The organism is Elioraea sp., from assembly GCF_022842375.1.
Classification (GTDB): domain Bacteria; phylum Pseudomonadota; class Alphaproteobacteria; order Acetobacterales; family Acetobacteraceae; genus Elioraea_A.
In genome coordinates this window covers 44,144-60,388 of the sequence record NZ_JALHPR010000020.1, presented here as the reverse complement: position 1 = coordinate 60,388, position 16,245 = coordinate 44,144, and the positions used below count along the sequence as shown (strand labels likewise).

The window sequence follows — 16,245 nt, the reverse complement described above, 5'->3', positions numbered from 1 at the left end:
CGGCCAGGCGCTACTCCGCGGCGACAGGACCGCTCTCGGGCAGGGCGGGCGTCGTGCCGCCACCGGCCACGCGGCCACGGTCCTTCTGCGCCGCCAGCGCCTTCAGACGCATCATCACGTTGCCCGTGCCCGCCGGGATCAGACGGCCGACGATCACGTTCTCCTTCAGCCCCGTGAGCGAGTCCACCTTGCCGGCCGTGGCCGCCTCCGTGAGCACGCGCGTCGTCTCCTGGAACGAGGCGGCGGAGATGAAGCTCTGCGTCTGCAACGAGGCCTTGGTGATGCCCTGCAGCACAGGGAAGGCCGCAGCCGCACGCTCGCCATCGGACACGCGCTTCTCGTTCTCCGCGTCGAAGTCGACGCGATCGACCTGCTCGCCGACGAGGAAGGTCGTGTCGCCGGGCTCCTGGATCTCGACCTTCTGCAGCATCTGGCGAACGATCACCTCGATGTGCTTGTCGTTGATCTTCACGCCCTGCAGGCGATAGACGTCCTGCACCTCGTTCACGAGATAGTCGGCGAGCGCCTCGACACCGAGCACCTTCAGGATATCGTGCGGCACGCGCGGACCGTCGACGATCGGGTCGCCGATGCGCACATAGTCGCCTTCCTGCACCGAGACGTGCTTGCCCTTCGGGATCAGGTACTCGCGCTCCTCGGTCGTCTCGTCGTTCTTCACCACGACGCGGCGCTTGGCCTTGTAGTCCTTGCCGAACTCCACGCGCCCGTCGATCTCACTGATGATCGCGTGGTCCTTCGGGCGCCGCGCCTCGAACAGCTCCGCCACCCGCGGCAGACCGCCGGTGATGTCGCGCGTCTTGGAGCTCTCGCGCGGGATGCGTGCAAGCACGTCGCCCGCATTCACCTTCGCCCCGTTGTCGACCGACAGCACCGAGTCGACCGAGAGGAAGTAGCGCGCCTCCGAGCCGTTGGGCAGCTTCACGAGCTCGCCCTTGTCATCGCGCAGCACGATGCGCGGGCGCAGATCGACGCCCTTGGCCTGCTGCTTCCAGTCGACCACCACCTTCGACGACAGGCCCGTCGCCTCGTCCACGCGCTCGACCACCGTCACACCCTCGATCAGGTCGACGTAGTCGACGATGCCCGAACGCTCGGTGATCACCGGCAGGGTGTACGGATCCCACTCGGCGAGCTTCTGGCCGCGCGCGACCTGGGCGTTCTCGTCGGCGAGCAGGCGCGCGCCGTAGGGAACGCGGTAGCGCGCACGCTCGCGGCGCTGGTCGTCGAGCAGCAGGATCTCGCAGTTGCGGCTCATCACCACCGGCGTGCCCTGGGAGTTGAGCACGACGTTGCGGTTCTTGACCGTCACGATGCCATCGGACGACGCTTCCACCTGGCTCTGCTCGGCGCCGCGCTGTGCGGCGCCGCCGATGTGGAAGGTTCGCATGGTCAGCTGCGTGCCAGGCTCGCCGATCGACTGAGCGGCGATCACGCCGACAGCCTCGCCGGTGTTGACCGGCGTGCCGCGGGCAAGGTCACGCCCGTAGCACTTTGCACAGATGCCGATGCGCGTCTCGCACGTGAGAACCGAGCGGATGTAGACGCTGTCCACGCCAGCCTGCTCGATCAGGTCGGCTTCCGCCTCGCCGATCAGCGCGTTGCGCGGCACGATCACCTCGCCCGTCACGGCGTTCTGGATATCACGTGCGACGGTCCGCCCGAGCGTGCGCTCCGACAGCGAGGACACGACCTCGCCGCCATCGAGCACGGCGCGGACGGTGATGCCCTTCTCGGTGCCGCAATCGTCCTCGATGACGATGCAGTCCTGCGCGACGTCAACCAGGCGTCGCGTGAGGTAGCCCGAGTTGGCGGTCTTGAGCGCGGTGTCGGCAAGTCCCTTGCGGGCGCCGTGCGTCGAGTTGAAGTACTCGAGCACGGTGAGGCCTTCCTTGAAGTTCGAGATGATCGGCGTCTCGATGATCTCGCCCGAGGGCTTGGCCATCAGCCCGCGCATGCCGGCGAGCTGGCGCATCTGTGCCGGCGAGCCGCGCGCGCCGGAATGGCTCATCATCCACACGCTGTTGGTGGGGCGACCCACCTCCTGGCGGCGGATCTCCTTCATCATCGCTTCCGCCACATCCTCGGCGCAGCGCGTCCAGGCGTCGACGACCTTGTTGTAGCGCTCGCCGAAGGTGATCAGGCCTTCCTGGTACTGGTTCTCGAACTCCTTCACCTCGGCCGCCGTCTTGGCGATCAGCGCCTGCTTCTCGGCCGGGATGATCATGTCATCCTTGCCGAAGCTGATGCCTGCCTTGGCCGCGTTGCGGAAGCCGAGACCCATCAGCCGATCGGCGAAGATCACGCTCTCCTTCTGGCCGCAGTGGCGATACACCGCGTCGATCACGTCGGAGATCGAGCGCTTCGTCAGCTGGCGGTTGATGAGATCGTAGGGCAGCGCGGCATGCTTCGGCAGGATCGCGCCGATCATCATCCGGCCCGGCGTCGTCACCACGCGGGCGATGTAGAGCTTGCCATCCTTGTCCATCGTCTCGCGGCGCGTGCGGATCTTGGAGTGGGTGCCGATCGCCTTCGCCTCGAGAGCCTGCTCGATCTCGCCCATGCCCGTGAACGCGGGCGCCTGGTCATCGACCACCGCCTTGTACTCGGGCGTCTCGAGCGAGAGGTAATAGAGGCCGAGCACGATGTCCTGGCTCGGCACGATGATCGGCTTGCCGTTGGCGGGGCTGAGGATGTTGTTCGTGCTCATCATCAGCACGCGCGCCTCGAGCTGCGCCTCGAGCGACAGCGGCACGTGGACGGCCATCTGGTCGCCGTCGAAGTCGGCGTTGAACGCCGTGCACACCAGCGGGTGAAGCTGGATCGCCTTGCCCTCGATCAGCACCGGCTCGAAGGCCTGGATGCCGAGGCGGTGCAGCGTGGGCGCGCGGTTCAGCATCACCGGATGCTCGCGGATCACCTCCTCGAGGATGTCCCACACCTCGGGACGCTCCTTTTCCACCATCCGCTTGGCGGCCTTGATGGTGGTGGCGAGGTTGTACTTCTCGAGCTTCGAGTAGATGAACGGCTTGAACAGCTCTAGCGCCATCTTCTTGGGCAGGCCGCACTGGTGCAGCTTCAGCTCGGGGCCGACGACGATCACCGAACGGCCGGAATAGTCGACGCGCTTGCCGAGCAGGTTCTGGCGGAAGCGGCCCTGCTTGCCCTTCAGCATGTCGGACAGCGACTTCAGCGGGCGCTTGTTCGCGCCCGTGATGGCGCGGCCGCGGCGGCCGTTGTCGAACAGCGCGTCCACGCTCTCCTGCAGCATGCGCTTCTCGTTGCGCACGATGATGTCGGGCGCGCGAAGCTCGATCAGCCGCTTCAGGCGGTTGTTGCGGTTGATCACCCGGCGGTAGAGGTCGTTCAGGTCGGAGGTCGCGAAGCGGCCACCGTCGAGCGGCACGAGCGGACGCAGCTCGGGCGGGATCACGGGAACGACGTCGAGGATCATCCACTCGGGCCGCGTGCCGCTCTCGAGGAACGCCTCGAGCAGCTTCAGGCGCTTGACGTACTTCTTGCGCTTGGCCTCGGACGAGGTCTCCTTGAGGTCGATGCGAAGCTTGGTCTTCTCGGCGTCGAGGTCGAGGCCGGAGAGGATCAGCTTCAGCGCCTCTGCGCCGATGCCGACGGAGAAGGCGTCGTCGCCGAACTCGTCGACCTTCGCCTGGTACTGGTCCTCCGACACGAGCTGGTACAGCTTGAGGTCGGTCAGCCCCGGCTCGAGCACGACGTAGCTCTCGAAGTAGAGGACCTTCTCGAGATCCTTCAGCGTCATGTCGATCATCAGGCCGATACGGCTCGGCAACGACTTCATGAACCAGATATGCGCCACCGGCGAGGCGAGCTCGATATGGCCCATGCGCTCGCGACGCACCTTGGCCAGCGTGACCTCGACGCCGCACTTCTCGCAGATGATGCCGCGGAACTTCATCCGCTTGTACTTGCCGCAGAGGCACTCGTAGTCCTTGATCGGGCCGAAGATGCGGGCGCAGAACAGCCCGTCACGCTCCGGCTTGAACGTGCGGTAGTTGATCGTCTCCGGCTTCTTGATCTCGCCGTACGACCAGGAGCGGATCTGCTCCGGGCTCGCGATCGAGATCTTGATCTGGTCGAAGGTGAGCGCGCCAGGCTGCGTGCCCAGGATCTTCATCAGCTCGTTCATCGCATTCCTCGCCTCTGCCGGAACCGGCGGGCGGTGATCGTCACCGCCAGCCGCCCGTGGAGAATCCTCGAAGCCGAAACCAGCCGCCGCCTCTCAGGTGCCGCGGTTCTCGAGCTCGACATTGAGCCCGAGTGACTTCAACTCCTTGACCAGCACGTTGAAGCTCTCGGGGATGCCGGCCTCGAAATTGTCCTGGTCGCGGACAATCGCCTCGTAGACCTTCGTGCGGCCCGACACGTCGTCGGACTTCACCGTCAGCATCTCCTGCAGCGTGTAGGCCGCGCCGTAGGCCTCGAGCGCCCACACCTCCATCTCGCCGAAGCGCTGGCCACCGAACTGCGCCTTGCCGCCCAGCGGCTGCTGGGTGACGAGCGAGTAGGGCCCGATCGAACGCGCGTGGATCTTGTCGTCGACCAGGTGGTGCAGCTTCAGCATGTAGATGTAGCCGACCGTGACCTTGCGCTCGAAGGGCTCGCCCGTCCGCCCATCGACCAGCGTCACCTGGCCGGAGCGCTCGAGCCCTGCCTTCTCGAGCATCGCCTCGATGTCATCCATCCGCGCGCCGTCGAACACGGGTGTCGCGATGGGAACGCCGGGGCGGAGATTGTCGGCCAGTTCGCCGAGCTCGCCGCGGTCCATGTCGGCGATGATGTCGCCATAGACCTCGTCCCCGTACACATCCTTCAGCTTGTCCCTGAGCGGGCCGAACTGCCCGCTCTGGCGCGCGGCATCGAGCACCGCGCCGATCTGCTTGCCAAGGCCCGCGCAGGCCCAGCCGAGATGCGTCTCGAGGATCTGGCCCACGTTCATGCGCGAGGGCACGCCGAGCGGGTTCAGCACGATGTCGACCGCCTCGCCCGTCTCGAGGAACGGCATGTCCTCGACCGGCGTTACGCGGCTGACGACACCCTTGTTGCCGTGGCGGCCGGCCATCTTGTCGCCGGGCTGGAGCTTGCGCTTCACCGCGACGAAGACCTTGACCATCTTCATCACGCCGGGCGGCAGCTCGTCGCCGCGCTGCAGCTTCTCGACCTTCGAGACGAACCGCGCCTCGAGCTTGCGCACCGCCTCGTCGAACTCGCGCTTCAGTTGCTCGATCTCGGCCATCACGCTGTCTTCGGCAACCGTGACGTTGCGCCACGCCCCGCGCGGGATCTCGTTCAGCACCGCATCGGTGATGTCGCTGCCGGCCTTGATGCCCTTGTTGCCGGCACCCGCCTTCTGCCCGAGCAGGCGCTCGCGCACGCGGCCGAGGAACGACCGCTCCTGGATCGCCTTCTCGTCGTCACGGTCCTTCGCGAGACGCTCGATCTCGGCCTTCTCGATCGCGAGCGCGCGCTCGTCCTTGTCGACGCCGCGGCGCGAGAACACGCGCACGTCAACGATCGTGCCGGCCACGCCAGGCGGCAGGCGGAGCGAGGTGTCGCGCACGTCGGAGGCCTTCTCGCCGAAGATGGCGCGAAGCAGCTTCTCCTCCGGCGTCATCGGGCTCTCGCCCTTCGGCGTCACCTTGCCGACGAGGATGTCGCCGGGGTTCACCTCGGCGCCGATGTAGACGATGCCTGCCTCGTCGAGGTTCTTCAGCGCCTCCTCGCCCACGTTCGGAATGTCGCGGGTGATCTCCTCCTGGCCGAGCTTCGTATCGCGGGCCATCACCTCGAATTCCTCGATGTGGATCGAGGTGAACACGTCGTCACGAACGATGCGTTCGGAGATGAGGATGCTGTCCTCGAAGTTGTAGCCATTCCACGGCATGAACGCGACGAGCACGTTCCGGCCGAGTGCCAGTTCGCCGAGCTGCGTCGAGGGGCCGTCGGCGATGATGTCGCCGGGGCGCACCGCGTCACCCACCTTCACCAGCGGCCGCTGGTTGATGCAGGTGTTCTGGTTCGAGCGCTGGAACTTGCGAAGGCGGTAGATGTCGACGCCTTCCGTCGAGCTGTCGTCGCGCGTCGCGCGCACCACGATGCGCGCGCCGTCGATCTGGTCGACCACGCCGGGGCGGCGGGCGATGATCGAGGCACCGCTGTCGCGGGCCACGGGCAGCTCCATGCCGGTGCCGACGAGCGGCGCCTCGGCCTGGATCAGCGGCACCGCCTGGCGCTGCATGTTCGAGCCCATCAGCGCGCGGTTCGCGTCATCGTTCTCGAGGAACGGGATCAGCGCTGCCGCGACCGAAACGAGCTGCTTCGGCGAGACGTCGATCGCCGTCACCTGGTCGGCCGGCACGAGGGCATAGTCGCCATTCTTGCGCACCGAGACGAGGTCGTCGGTCAGTGCGCCGTCATCGGCCATCGTCGCGTTCGCCTGCGCGACGACGAGGCGCTCCTCCTCCATCGCGGAGAGGTAGCGCGGCGCGCCCGCCACCTTGCCGTCTTTCACCATGCGGTACGGCGTCTCGATGAAGCCGTACTTGTTCACCTGGGCGTAGGTGGCGAGGCTGTTGATCAGGCCGATGTTCGGGCCTTCAGGCGTCTCGATCGGGCAGATGCGGCCGTAATGCGTCGGGTGCACGTCGCGCACCTCGAAGCCGGCCCTTTCACGCGTGAGCCCGCCCGGGCCAAGCGCCGAGAGGCGGCGCTTGTGCGTCACTTCCGACAGCGGGTTGGTCTGGTCCATGAACTGGCTGAGCTGGCTGGAGCCAAAGAACTCGCGCACCGCCGCCGCCGCCGGCTTGGCGTTGATCAGGTCGTGCGGCATCACCGTGTCGATGTCGACCGAGCTCATCCGCTCGCGGATCGCACGCTCCATGCGCAGCAGCCCGACGCGGTACTGGTTCTCCATCAGCTCGCCGACCGAGCGCACGCGGCGATTGCCGAGATTGTCGATGTCGTCGATCTGGCCGCGGCCGTCCTTCAGCTCATGCAGCGTCTTGAGCACGGCGAGCACGTCGGCCTTGCGCAGCGTCCGCTGCGTGTCGGGAACGTTCTCGGCCGAGAAGCCGAGCCGCATGTTCATCTTCACGCGGCCGACGGCGGAGAGGTCATACCGCTCGCTGTCGAAGAAGAGGCCGCGGAACAGCGTCTCTGCCGTCTCCGGCGTCGGCGGCTCGCCGGGGCGCATCACGCGGTAGATGTCGAGGATCGCCTCGTCACGGTTCGTGTTGCGGTCGATCGTCAGCGTGTTGCGCAGCCACGGGCCGGTGTTCTGGTCGATCGCGAGCGTGGCGAGAACCTCGGCACCGGCTTCCTCGACCGCGAGCAGCTTCGGCTCGCTGATCTCCTCGCCGGCCTCGAGATAGATCTCGCCCGTCTCCTCGTTGACCATGTCCTCGGCGGCGAAGCGGCCGAGGATGTCGGCGCGGCCGACCAGCACCTCGGTGGTGCCGGCCTCGGCAATGCGCTTGGCCGCGCGCGGGGTGAGCTTCGTGCCGGCCTCGGCGACCACCTGGCCGGTGGCGGCGTCGATCAGCTCATCGGCGAGCTTCACGCCCTTGAACTGCTCCGGGTCGAACGGGCGCGACCAGCCTTTCGGCCCGCGCGTGAAGCCGACGCGGCCGTAGAACACGCCGAGGATCTCCTCGGCGTCCATGCCGCGCACCTCGGCGGGTTCGAGCTGCTCGCCCTTCGCCTCGCGTGCGGCGCGCAGCACCTCGGTCGCGGTGCTCTCGAGCGAGTAGAGCAGCGTGGTGACGGGCAGCTTGCGGCGGCGGTCGATGCGGACATAGAGCAGGTCCTTGGCATCGAACTCGAAGTCGAGCCACGAGCCGCGATAGGGGATGATGCGCGCGGCGAAGAGATACTTGCCCGAGGAATGCGTCTTGCCCTTGTCATGGTCGAAGAAGACACCGGGCGAACGATGCATCTGCGAGACGATGACGCGCTCGGTGCCGTTGATGATGAAGGTGCCGTTGTCGGTCATGAGCGGCATGTCGCCCATGTAGACATCCTGCTCCTTGATGTCGCGGATCGAGCGGGCGCCGGTGTCCTCGTCCACGTCCCACACGATCAGGCGCAGCCGCACCTTGAGGGGGGCGGCGAAGGTCAGGCCACGCTGGATGCACTCCTCGACATCGTACTTCGGCTCCTCGAGCTCGTACTGCACGAACTCGAGCCGGCCGCGGCCGGCGAAATCGTCGATCGGGAAGACGCCCTTGAACACTTCCTGCAGCCCGGTGTGCGTCCGCGCATCGACCGAGGTGTGCATCTGCAGGAACGTCTCATACGAAGCGCGCTGCACCTCGATGAGGTTCGGCATCGGCGCGACCTCGGGAATCCGCCCGAAGCTCTTCCGGATACGCTTGCGGCCTGTGAACGAGCCCGTCATCGCAACCCCCGCGTCAGCCTTGAAACCAAAGGCCTGGGAAACCCAAGCCTGCAAACCAGAACCCTGCCCGATCGATCGCCGCGCGACCGGTTGCGCCAACGGAAACGGCCGGGCGGAGGAGGGTTTCCCCCGCCCGGCGTCCCGGCGCGGCCGAAGCCGCGCCCTGCATCACGCGCACGGCCGAAACCGTGCAATGTGTCATGCGTGCCGTGATCACTTGATCTCGACGGCTGCACCCTGCTCCTCGAGCATCTTCTTGATCTTCTCGGCCTCGTCCTTGTTCACGCCGGCCTTCACTTCCTTCGGCGCGCCCTCGACGAGATCCTTGGCCTCCTTCAGGCCGAGACCCGTGATCGTGCGGATCTCCTTGATCACGTTGATCTTCTTGTCGCCGGCCTTGGCCAGGATCACGGTGAACTCGGTCTGCACCTCGGCGACCGGCGCGGCAGCGCCGCCGGCGGGAGCAGCCGCGACCGCCACGGGGGCGGCGGCGGAGACGCCGAGCTTTTCCTCGAGCATCTTCACCAGCTCAGCTGTCTCGAGCAGCGTGAGCTGCGCGATCTCGTCAGCGATTTTCGTAAGATCAGCCATCGGTCATCTTCCTTCGTGTCTCGGCCGCTGGGCGATGCCCTTGAGCGACCATCCGGTTCCATCTTCTGCATCCGCCTGGGGCAGCTTCCCCCGCGGCACTCGGGCCTTCGTCAGGTGTCAAACCCTCAGGCCGCCTCGTCCTTGTCGACATATGCCGCAAGCACCCGCACCACCTGCCCAGACGGGGCCTGAAGCACGCTGACCAGCTGCGTCGCCGGAGCAACCAGGAGGCCGAGCAGCTTCGCCCGCAGCGCTTCGATCGAGGGCAGCGCGGCAAGTGCCTTGATGCCTTCGGCGTCCAGCGTCTGCGCGCCAAGCGCGCCGCCCACGATCACCAGCTTCTCGTTGGTCTTGGCGAACTCGACGGCCGTCTTAGCCACCGCCACAGGATCCTTGGCCCACGACAGGGCGGTCGGACCCTCCAGCAGCGGCGCGATGCCGTCGAACGGGGTACCCTCAAGGGCGAGACGGGCAAGGCGGTTCTTCGCCACCTTGTAGGACGCGCCCGCCACCTTCATCCGCCGGCGCAGCTCCGACACCTCCGCCACCGTCAGGCCCGCATTGCGGGTGACGACGACGATCGACGTCTCGGCGAACACCGAGGCGAGGGAGGCAACCGCTTCCCGCTTCTCGATACGGTCCACGTCCCGTCTCCATTGCTGCGACCGCCCGAGACGCCCCACAATGGGGCACCCGACCGGCCGCGTTCCCATGGACCACGACCCCGGCTGGACACTCAGGCCAGCCAGGCCCATGGCCCGGTTCGCCTGTCCAGACGCAGAAGACCAGGAACCGGGAATGCGCCACGCCTCAGCCTCCGCGGCATCGACGCGACGTCCGGAACCCGTTCTCCCTGTCTACCGCCTGCGGGGGGAGCCCCCCCCTTCAAGCCGACCCCGTCACCAGGGTGCGGCACATGCGGTCTCGGACAGGTTGGGATGACGGAGAACCCTGCCGCCACCCCCTTTACCCGCACGCACCTCGCGGCACGGGCGGGCAAGCCTCACGCGCTGCCCGCCCCTTTTCGCTCTCGGGGGGCCAGCGCGAAATCCGTCGCCTCAGGCGCTCAGCGAGGCGATGTCGACCTTCACGCCCGGGCCCATCGTCGAGGACACGGCCACTTTCTTGACGTAGGTGCCCTTGGCGCCCGCGGGCTTGGCGCGCTGGATCGCCTCGATGAAGGCCCTCGCGTTCTCGAAGAGCTTCTCCTCGGGGAACGAGGCCTTGCCGATGCCGGCATGGACGATGCCGGCCTTCTCGGCGCGGAACTCGACCTGGCCGGCCTTGGCGGCCGACACGGCACCCTTCACGTCCATCGTGACGGTGCCGAGCTTCGGGTTCGGCATCAGCCCGCGGGGGCCGAGCACCTTACCCAGGCGGCCAACCAGCGCCATCATGTCAGGCGTCGCGATGCAGCGGTCGAAATCCATCTTGCCGCCCTGGACGATCTCGGCGAGATCCTCGGCGCCGACGATGTCGGCCCCGGCGGTGCGCGCCTCATCGGCCTTGGCCCCCTTGGCGAACACGGCGACGCGCAGCGTCTTGCCCGTGCCGTTGGGCAGGCTGAGCATGCCGCGGACGTTCTGGTCGGCGTGGCGCGGATCGATGCCGAGGTTCATCGAGATCTCGATCGTCTCGTCGAACTTGGCCTTCGCGTTCGCCTTGGCGAGCTTCACGGCCTCGGCGAGCGTGTAGCCGCGCGTCGGGTCGAAGCCCTGGTACAGGCCCTCGAGGCGCTTGCCGCGTGCGTTGGAGGTTGCGGTTGCGGTTGCCGTTGCCATCGCTCAGCCCTCCACCACGTCGAGACCCATGGACCGCGCCGAGCCCGCGAGCATCCGCATCGCTGCCTCCTCGTCGTAGCAGTTCATGTCCTTCATCTTGACCTTGGCGATCTCGCGCAGCTGCGACTGCGTCACCTTCCCCACCTTGGCCCCCTTGCCCGTGGTCTGGCTGCCCTTCTCGATCTTGGCGGCCTTCAGCAGGAAGTGGGTGTTCGGCGGCGTCTTGGTGATGAACGTGAAGCTGCGATCGGCGAAGGCGGTGATCACCACGGGCGTCGGCGTGCCAGGCTCGATGCCCTGGGTCGCCGCGTTGAATTCCTTGCAGAACTGCATGATGTTCAAGCCGCGCTGGCCGAGCGCAGGGCCGACGGGCGGCGAAGGGTTCGCCTTTCCGGCCGGAATCTGCAGCTTGATGTAGCCGACGATCTTCTTTGCCATAGGCCTTCAACCCCTGTTTTCAGGGGGCCGCGGTTCGAGCGGGGCGCGCGAGCGCACCCCTCCCGCGTCCCTTATGTGTCTGCGAGGAGGCGGCGTATAGAGGCAAGGCGGGGGCATGTCCAGAGCGAAAACGCCGCCCTGCCCTGCACCCACCCTCACGTCAGAGTGCGGCGACCTCGATCAGGGTGATCTCGGGCGGCACGCCGAAGCGCACCGGCAGCACCGAGAAGCCCAGCCCGCCGGAGACGACGAGGTGGCGCCCACGGTCGGCGACATGGCCATGGGCATAGCGGCCGGCATGCGGGGCATGCGCCACCGGGCTGCCGAACACGGGGATGCGCACCTGCCCGCCATGGGTGTGGCCGGCGATGGTGAGCCCCACCCGCGCCGGCACGCGGCGAAACTGCTCCGGCTCATGCGCGAGCAGGATCACGGGGGCTGCGTCCGTCACCTGGCCGAGGGCGCGGGGCAGATCGTCAGCCCCGGCATAGCGGCCGCCGCCGAGCGGGCGCGCCATGGCACTGTCGGTGCCGGCGAGCCAGAAGCGCTGCCCGCCATGGGCGAGCGGCACGGCCTCGTTCTGGTGGACCCGAACGCCGGCCCAGCGCAGCGCGGCACGGATCGGCGCGGGGCCGCCTGCCTCCCACCAGTCATGGTTGCCGAGGACCGCGTGGGCCCCGAGCGGTGCCCGCAAGCGGGCGAGTTCCGCCGCCCAGTCCTCGGGGCGGCCCTCCTCGGGGCGGAGGCGGCGAAGCCCGGGCGCGAAATCGCCGGGCAGGACCACCATGTCGGGGTGCAGCGCATTGGTGCGCGCGACGATGGCCGCGATCCGCGACGGCGGCATGAACGGTTCGCAGGCATGCAGGTCGGCGAGCACCGCGATCCGCATGGGCGCGCCCGACCAGCCAGCGAGCGGGATGCGATAGGGCACGACCGCCAGCCGATAGCTGGGCGTGATGCCGAAGGCCTTGGACGCCCCGGCGAACAGCGACACGCCGACGGCAGCCAGCCCGCGGGCGAGACGCCGGCGCGTCGGCATCCGCATCGCCGAGGGGTGCTGGGCCTCTGCCGGGAAACGAGAGGCCGGGAACCTGGGCGAGCGCAGCGCCGTCAGACCTTCTCGACCTGGCCGTATTCGAGCTCGACCGGCGTGGCGCGACCGAAGATCGAGACCGACACCTTCACGCGGCCCTTCTCCTCGTCGACTTCCTCAACGACGCCGAGGAAGCTCGTGAACGGCCCGTCGGCGACGCGCACCTGCTCGCCCACCTCGAACACCACGGAGGGGCGGGGCTTCTCCACCCCCTCCTGCACGGCCTTCACGATGCGGTCGGCCTCGCCATCGGTGATCGGGCTGGGGCGCCCCTTGCCGCCGAGGAAGTTCGTGACCTTCGGCGTGTTCTTGACGAGGTGCCAGGTATCGTCGGTCATCTCCATGCGCACCAGCACGTAGCCGGGGAAGAACTTGCGCTCCCCCGACACCTTCTGGCCGCGGCGCACCTCGACGACCTCCTCCATCGGCACCAGCACGTCCTCGAACTTCTCGCCGAGGCCCTTCTGCTCCGCCTGCTTTTTGATGTCCTGCGCGACCTTCTTCTCGAAGCCCGAGTAGACATGGATCACATACCAGCGCTTCCGCCCGGCGGCCGAGGGCGGGGCGACGGGGCGGACTGCGGGAAGGCCCTGATCGGTTGACGTGTTCATGGGCTGGTTCTCCTCAGGCCCCGAAGCCGAAGATCGTACGCACGCCGAGGCCGATGATCTGATCCACCACAAAGAAGAAGATTGCGGCAACGATCGAGAGCGCGAACACCAGGCCGGTGGTGATCAGCGTTTCCTTGCGCGAGGGCCAGGTAACCTTGGCGGTTTCCTGCCGCACCTGGCGCACGAACGTCGCGGGATCGGGTCGTGCCATCGTCTGCCTTCACGTCCTGTCGATCAAGGGCTGACCCCCGATATGGGGGCGCCGACGCTGCCGCGCATGCCGCGCGGCGGGGCTTTCGTCATCCGCGCATGCCGCGCGGCGGGGCTTCCATCAGGCGTGGCGACCCTGGCAGGGGTGGAGGGTCTCGAACCCCCAACCTCCGGTTTTGGAGACCGGCGCTCTAGCCAATTGAGCTACACCCCTAGCCGGGCTGCCGCGCACCTCTCCCGCCGGCAGGTGGGAAAGGCGCGTCGCTGACCGGGAAGCGGCAGTGCATATACCAGCGCACGCCCGCCGTCAGCCCAGAATATTGAGGCACAGGCGGGCCAGCGCGACTCCCCAGTCCCGAAGGCCGTCCGAGAATTCGCTGCCGTGAGTCGGATGGCAAGGCTTCCGAGAACCGGAGCGCAGCGGCCTGATGGGCCGTGAGCACCGGAAGCGCAGGAAGCCGCCGCCAGACGGCCGCGGCAGTAGAATTATCGGATGGCCTTCACTGCACGATTTTGGTGACGACGCCTGCGCCGACGGTGCGCCCGCCCTCACGGATGGCGAAGCGAAGCCCCTCGTCCATCGCGATCGGCGCGATCAGCGCAACTTCCATCCGCACGTTGTCACCAGGCATCACCATCTCGGTGCCCTCGGGCAACGTCACGATCCCCGTCACGTCCGTCGTCCGGAAGTAGAACTGCGGACGGTAGTTCGTGAAGAACGGCGTATGACGGCCGCCCTCCTCCTTCGTCAGGATGTAGGCCTCGGCCATGAACTTCGTGTGCGGCGTGATCGAGCCCGGAGCCGCCAGAACCTGGCCACGCTCCACGTCCTCGCGCTTCGTGCCACGCAGCAGCGCGCCGATGTTGTCGCCCGCCTCGCCGCTGTCCAGCAGCTTGCGGAACATCTCGACGCCCGTCACCACCGTCTTCACCGTCGCGCGAAGACCGACGATCTCGACCTCCTCGCCAACCTTCACGATGCCCCGCTCGACACGACCCGTCACCACCGTGCCGCGGCCCGAGATCGAGAACACGTCCTCGATCGGCATCAGGAACGGACGGTCCTTCGGACGCTCAGGCTGCGGGATGTACGCATCCACCGCCTCCATCAGCGCCAGAACCGCCTGCTCGCCAAGCTCAGGAGACTTGTCCTCAAGCGCCATCAGCGCCGAACCCTTGATCACCGGGATGTCGTCGCCGGGGAACTGGTAGCTCTTCAGAAGCTCGCGAACCTCAAGCTCAACGAGCTCCAGAAGCTCAGGGTCGTCGACCATGTCGACCTTGTTCATGAACACAACCAGCGCAGGCACGCCAACCTGGCGCGCCAGCAGGATGTGCTCGCGCGTCTGCGGCATCGGGCCGTCGGCCGCCGACACCACCAGGATCGCCCCGTCCATCTGCGCCGCACCCGTGATCATGTTCTTCACGTAGTCCGCGTGGCCCGGGCAATCGACATGCGCGTAATGCCGGTTCTTCGTCTCGTACTCGACATGCGCCGTCGAGATCGTGATCCCGCGCGCACGCTCCTCTGGCGCCTTGTCGATCTGGTCATACGCCGTGAACGTCGCACCACCACTCTTCGCCAACACCTTCGTGATCGCCGCAGTCAACGACGTCTTCCCATGGTCAACGTGACCAATCGTCCCGATGTTGCAGTGCGGCTTGTTCCGCTCAAACTTCGCCTTCGCCATGGGAGGTCCTGTCGCTTCCGGGTTGCCCGAGACGGGCGGTTGGGTGGTGCCGGGGCATGCCCCGCGCGTGCGGCGGCGCCATAGCGCAGGTTTGAGTGCGGGGAAAGGGGTGTCGGATCAGGTGACGCCAGGAGCGGCAAGCGGCCCCGGGGTATGGAACGTTTCTGGAAAAACGATCTAGGATGATCGCTTCGTGGGTCGATCAACGCGCTCCATCAAGGCTGCTCTGACACGTGTCAATACGTCTCCAGATCAGATCCCGCCAAGTCCCGAATAAAGTCACTAAGCTGTAAGTCAGCGTCAGGGACAAAAAATGCATAACACTCAAGGAATGTGAGGGAGAGCACTTCTTCTGCAGAAGCTGACATCATTGAAAACTTCTTTTCGCTGAAATGGATATTGACCGGATCATATTTGTAATCTATACATCCCTGCAAATCAAAGTGAATTATCTTCGGCAGATCGAACCGAAAAACCAAATCCAACTGGTGATACTTCAGTTGCGCCCATTTTGCTGGCGTCCCCTCGGGCAGCGAGGGGAATCTGACAACGACATTGACCCCGCTCCCGAGTATGACAATACGCAGGAACTGCAGATTAAGTAGACTGGGCGGATTCTTGGGAAACGTCCGTCGCGCAGGGCAGCCCCTGATGATGAAGTCAGTCCACGGCCTCTCAACGTCCACCGCTGCCTCCTGTCGCTCCGATTCATACTGCTGAGCGTAGCACACGTGTACCCGCTGCGGATCGGCCGGCGGCAGAAGGGCACTTCGGCGCTTCGCAACGGGAATTCGCGCGGGCGCAGCGGCATCGCCCCCCGCTCACGCCCACCCCAGCGTGAACGCCGCCACCACCAGGTAGCGGCCGACCTTGGCGATGGCGACAACAACCAGGAACGGCACGAAGCGCTCGCGCATCACGCCGGCGATCACCGCCAGCGGGTCACCGATCACCGGCACCCAGCTCAGCAGCAGCGACCAGCGGCCCCAGCGGCGATACCAACCTTGCGCGCGGTCGAGCGACGCGGCATCGGCGGGGAACCAACGCCGGTCACGGAACCGCTCGATCGACCGGCCGAACGCCCAGTTCACCGCCGACCCCGCGACGTTGCCGATGCCAGCAACCGCGATCAGCAGCCAGGGGGCATGGGTCTCGGCGAGCAACAGCGCGACGAGGGCGGCTTCCGAGCCCATCGGCAGCAGCGTCGCCGCCACGAAGGCCGCGAAGAACAATCCGCCAAGGGTGGCGACGTCGAGCATGCGCGGGTCCCTGGAGCGGGTGGAAGCAATCGAACCCGCGTAACCAGCTCGGAAGGCTGGGGCTGAACCAAATTAGGCGCGCGCCAAGTGGGCCGTTATGCCCTCGTCCGGCAAGGGGGGCG

Annotated in this window: 12 protein-coding genes and 1 tRNA gene; all 13 read right to left on the bottom strand. The window is 66.8% G+C overall.

The window, feature by feature from the left end:
- Positions 1-10 precede the first annotated feature (10 nt).
- The 13 genes from rpoC to Q0C38_RS16110 all read right to left on the bottom strand — a co-directional run bounded on the left by rpoC (position 11) and on the right by Q0C38_RS16110 (position 16,123).
- On the bottom strand, positions 11-4,183 hold the full coding sequence (gene rpoC, locus Q0C38_RS16170) for a DNA-directed RNA polymerase subunit beta' (RefSeq protein ID WP_291298147.1): 4,173 nt from the start codon (positions 4,181-4,183) through the stop codon (positions 11-13).
- 93 nt (positions 4,184-4,276) lie between these two features.
- Positions 4,277-8,449, bottom strand: a complete 4,173-nt coding sequence (gene rpoB, locus Q0C38_RS16165) for a DNA-directed RNA polymerase subunit beta (RefSeq protein WP_291298146.1) — start codon at positions 8,447-8,449, stop codon at positions 4,277-4,279.
- Positions 8,450-8,662: 213 nt separating this feature from the next.
- Positions 8,663-9,040: a 50S ribosomal protein L7/L12 gene (gene rplL / locus Q0C38_RS16160; RefSeq protein WP_291298145.1), complete on the bottom strand. Its 378-nt coding sequence runs from the start codon at positions 9,038-9,040 to the stop codon at positions 8,663-8,665.
- Positions 9,041-9,165: 125 nt separating this feature from the next.
- Positions 9,166-9,684, bottom strand: coding sequence for a 50S ribosomal protein L10 (gene rplJ, locus Q0C38_RS16155; RefSeq protein WP_291298144.1), 519 nt, complete (start codon positions 9,682-9,684; stop codon positions 9,166-9,168).
- 414 nt (positions 9,685-10,098) lie between these two features.
- Positions 10,099-10,821, bottom strand: coding sequence for a 50S ribosomal protein L1 (gene rplA / locus Q0C38_RS16150; RefSeq protein ID WP_291298143.1), 723 nt, complete (start codon positions 10,819-10,821; stop codon positions 10,099-10,101).
- Positions 10,822-10,824: 3 nt separating this feature from the next.
- The gene (gene rplK / locus Q0C38_RS16145) at positions 10,825-11,259 is read right to left on the bottom strand and encodes a 50S ribosomal protein L11 (protein ID WP_291298142.1); all 435 of its coding nucleotides are present in this window, start codon (positions 11,257-11,259) and stop codon (positions 10,825-10,827) included.
- Positions 11,260-11,419: 160 nt separating this feature from the next.
- Positions 11,420-12,298: a metallophosphoesterase gene (locus Q0C38_RS16140; protein ID WP_291298141.1), complete on the bottom strand. Its 879-nt coding sequence runs from the start codon at positions 12,296-12,298 to the stop codon at positions 11,420-11,422.
- Positions 12,299-12,369: 71 nt separating this feature from the next.
- Positions 12,370-12,963 carry a transcription termination/antitermination protein NusG gene (gene nusG, locus Q0C38_RS16135; RefSeq protein ID WP_291298140.1) on the bottom strand — a complete coding sequence of 198 codons (594 nt, stop codon included), beginning with the start codon at positions 12,961-12,963 and terminating at the stop codon, positions 12,370-12,372.
- Between the two features lie 13 nt (positions 12,964-12,976).
- On the bottom strand, positions 12,977-13,174 hold the full coding sequence (secE, locus tag Q0C38_RS16130; RefSeq protein ID WP_291298139.1) for a preprotein translocase subunit SecE: 198 nt from the start codon (positions 13,172-13,174) through the stop codon (positions 12,977-12,979).
- A 136-nt stretch (positions 13,175-13,310) separates the two neighbouring features.
- A tRNA-Trp gene (locus tag Q0C38_RS16125) sits at positions 13,311-13,387 on the bottom strand.
- A gap of 286 nt (positions 13,388-13,673) precedes the next feature.
- Entirely contained in the window at positions 13,674-14,864 is a 1,191-nt protein-coding gene (gene tuf / locus Q0C38_RS16120; RefSeq protein WP_291298138.1) for an elongation factor Tu, read from the bottom strand.
- A gap of 236 nt (positions 14,865-15,100) precedes the next feature.
- Positions 15,101-15,550, bottom strand: a complete 450-nt coding sequence (locus Q0C38_RS16115; protein ID WP_291298137.1) for a hypothetical protein — start codon at positions 15,548-15,550, stop codon at positions 15,101-15,103.
- Between the two features lie 135 nt (positions 15,551-15,685).
- Positions 15,686-16,123 carry a YqaA family protein gene (locus Q0C38_RS16110; protein WP_291298136.1) on the bottom strand — a complete coding sequence of 146 codons (438 nt, stop codon included), beginning with the start codon at positions 16,121-16,123 and terminating at the stop codon, positions 15,686-15,688.
- Positions 16,124-16,245: the final 122 nt, after the last annotated feature.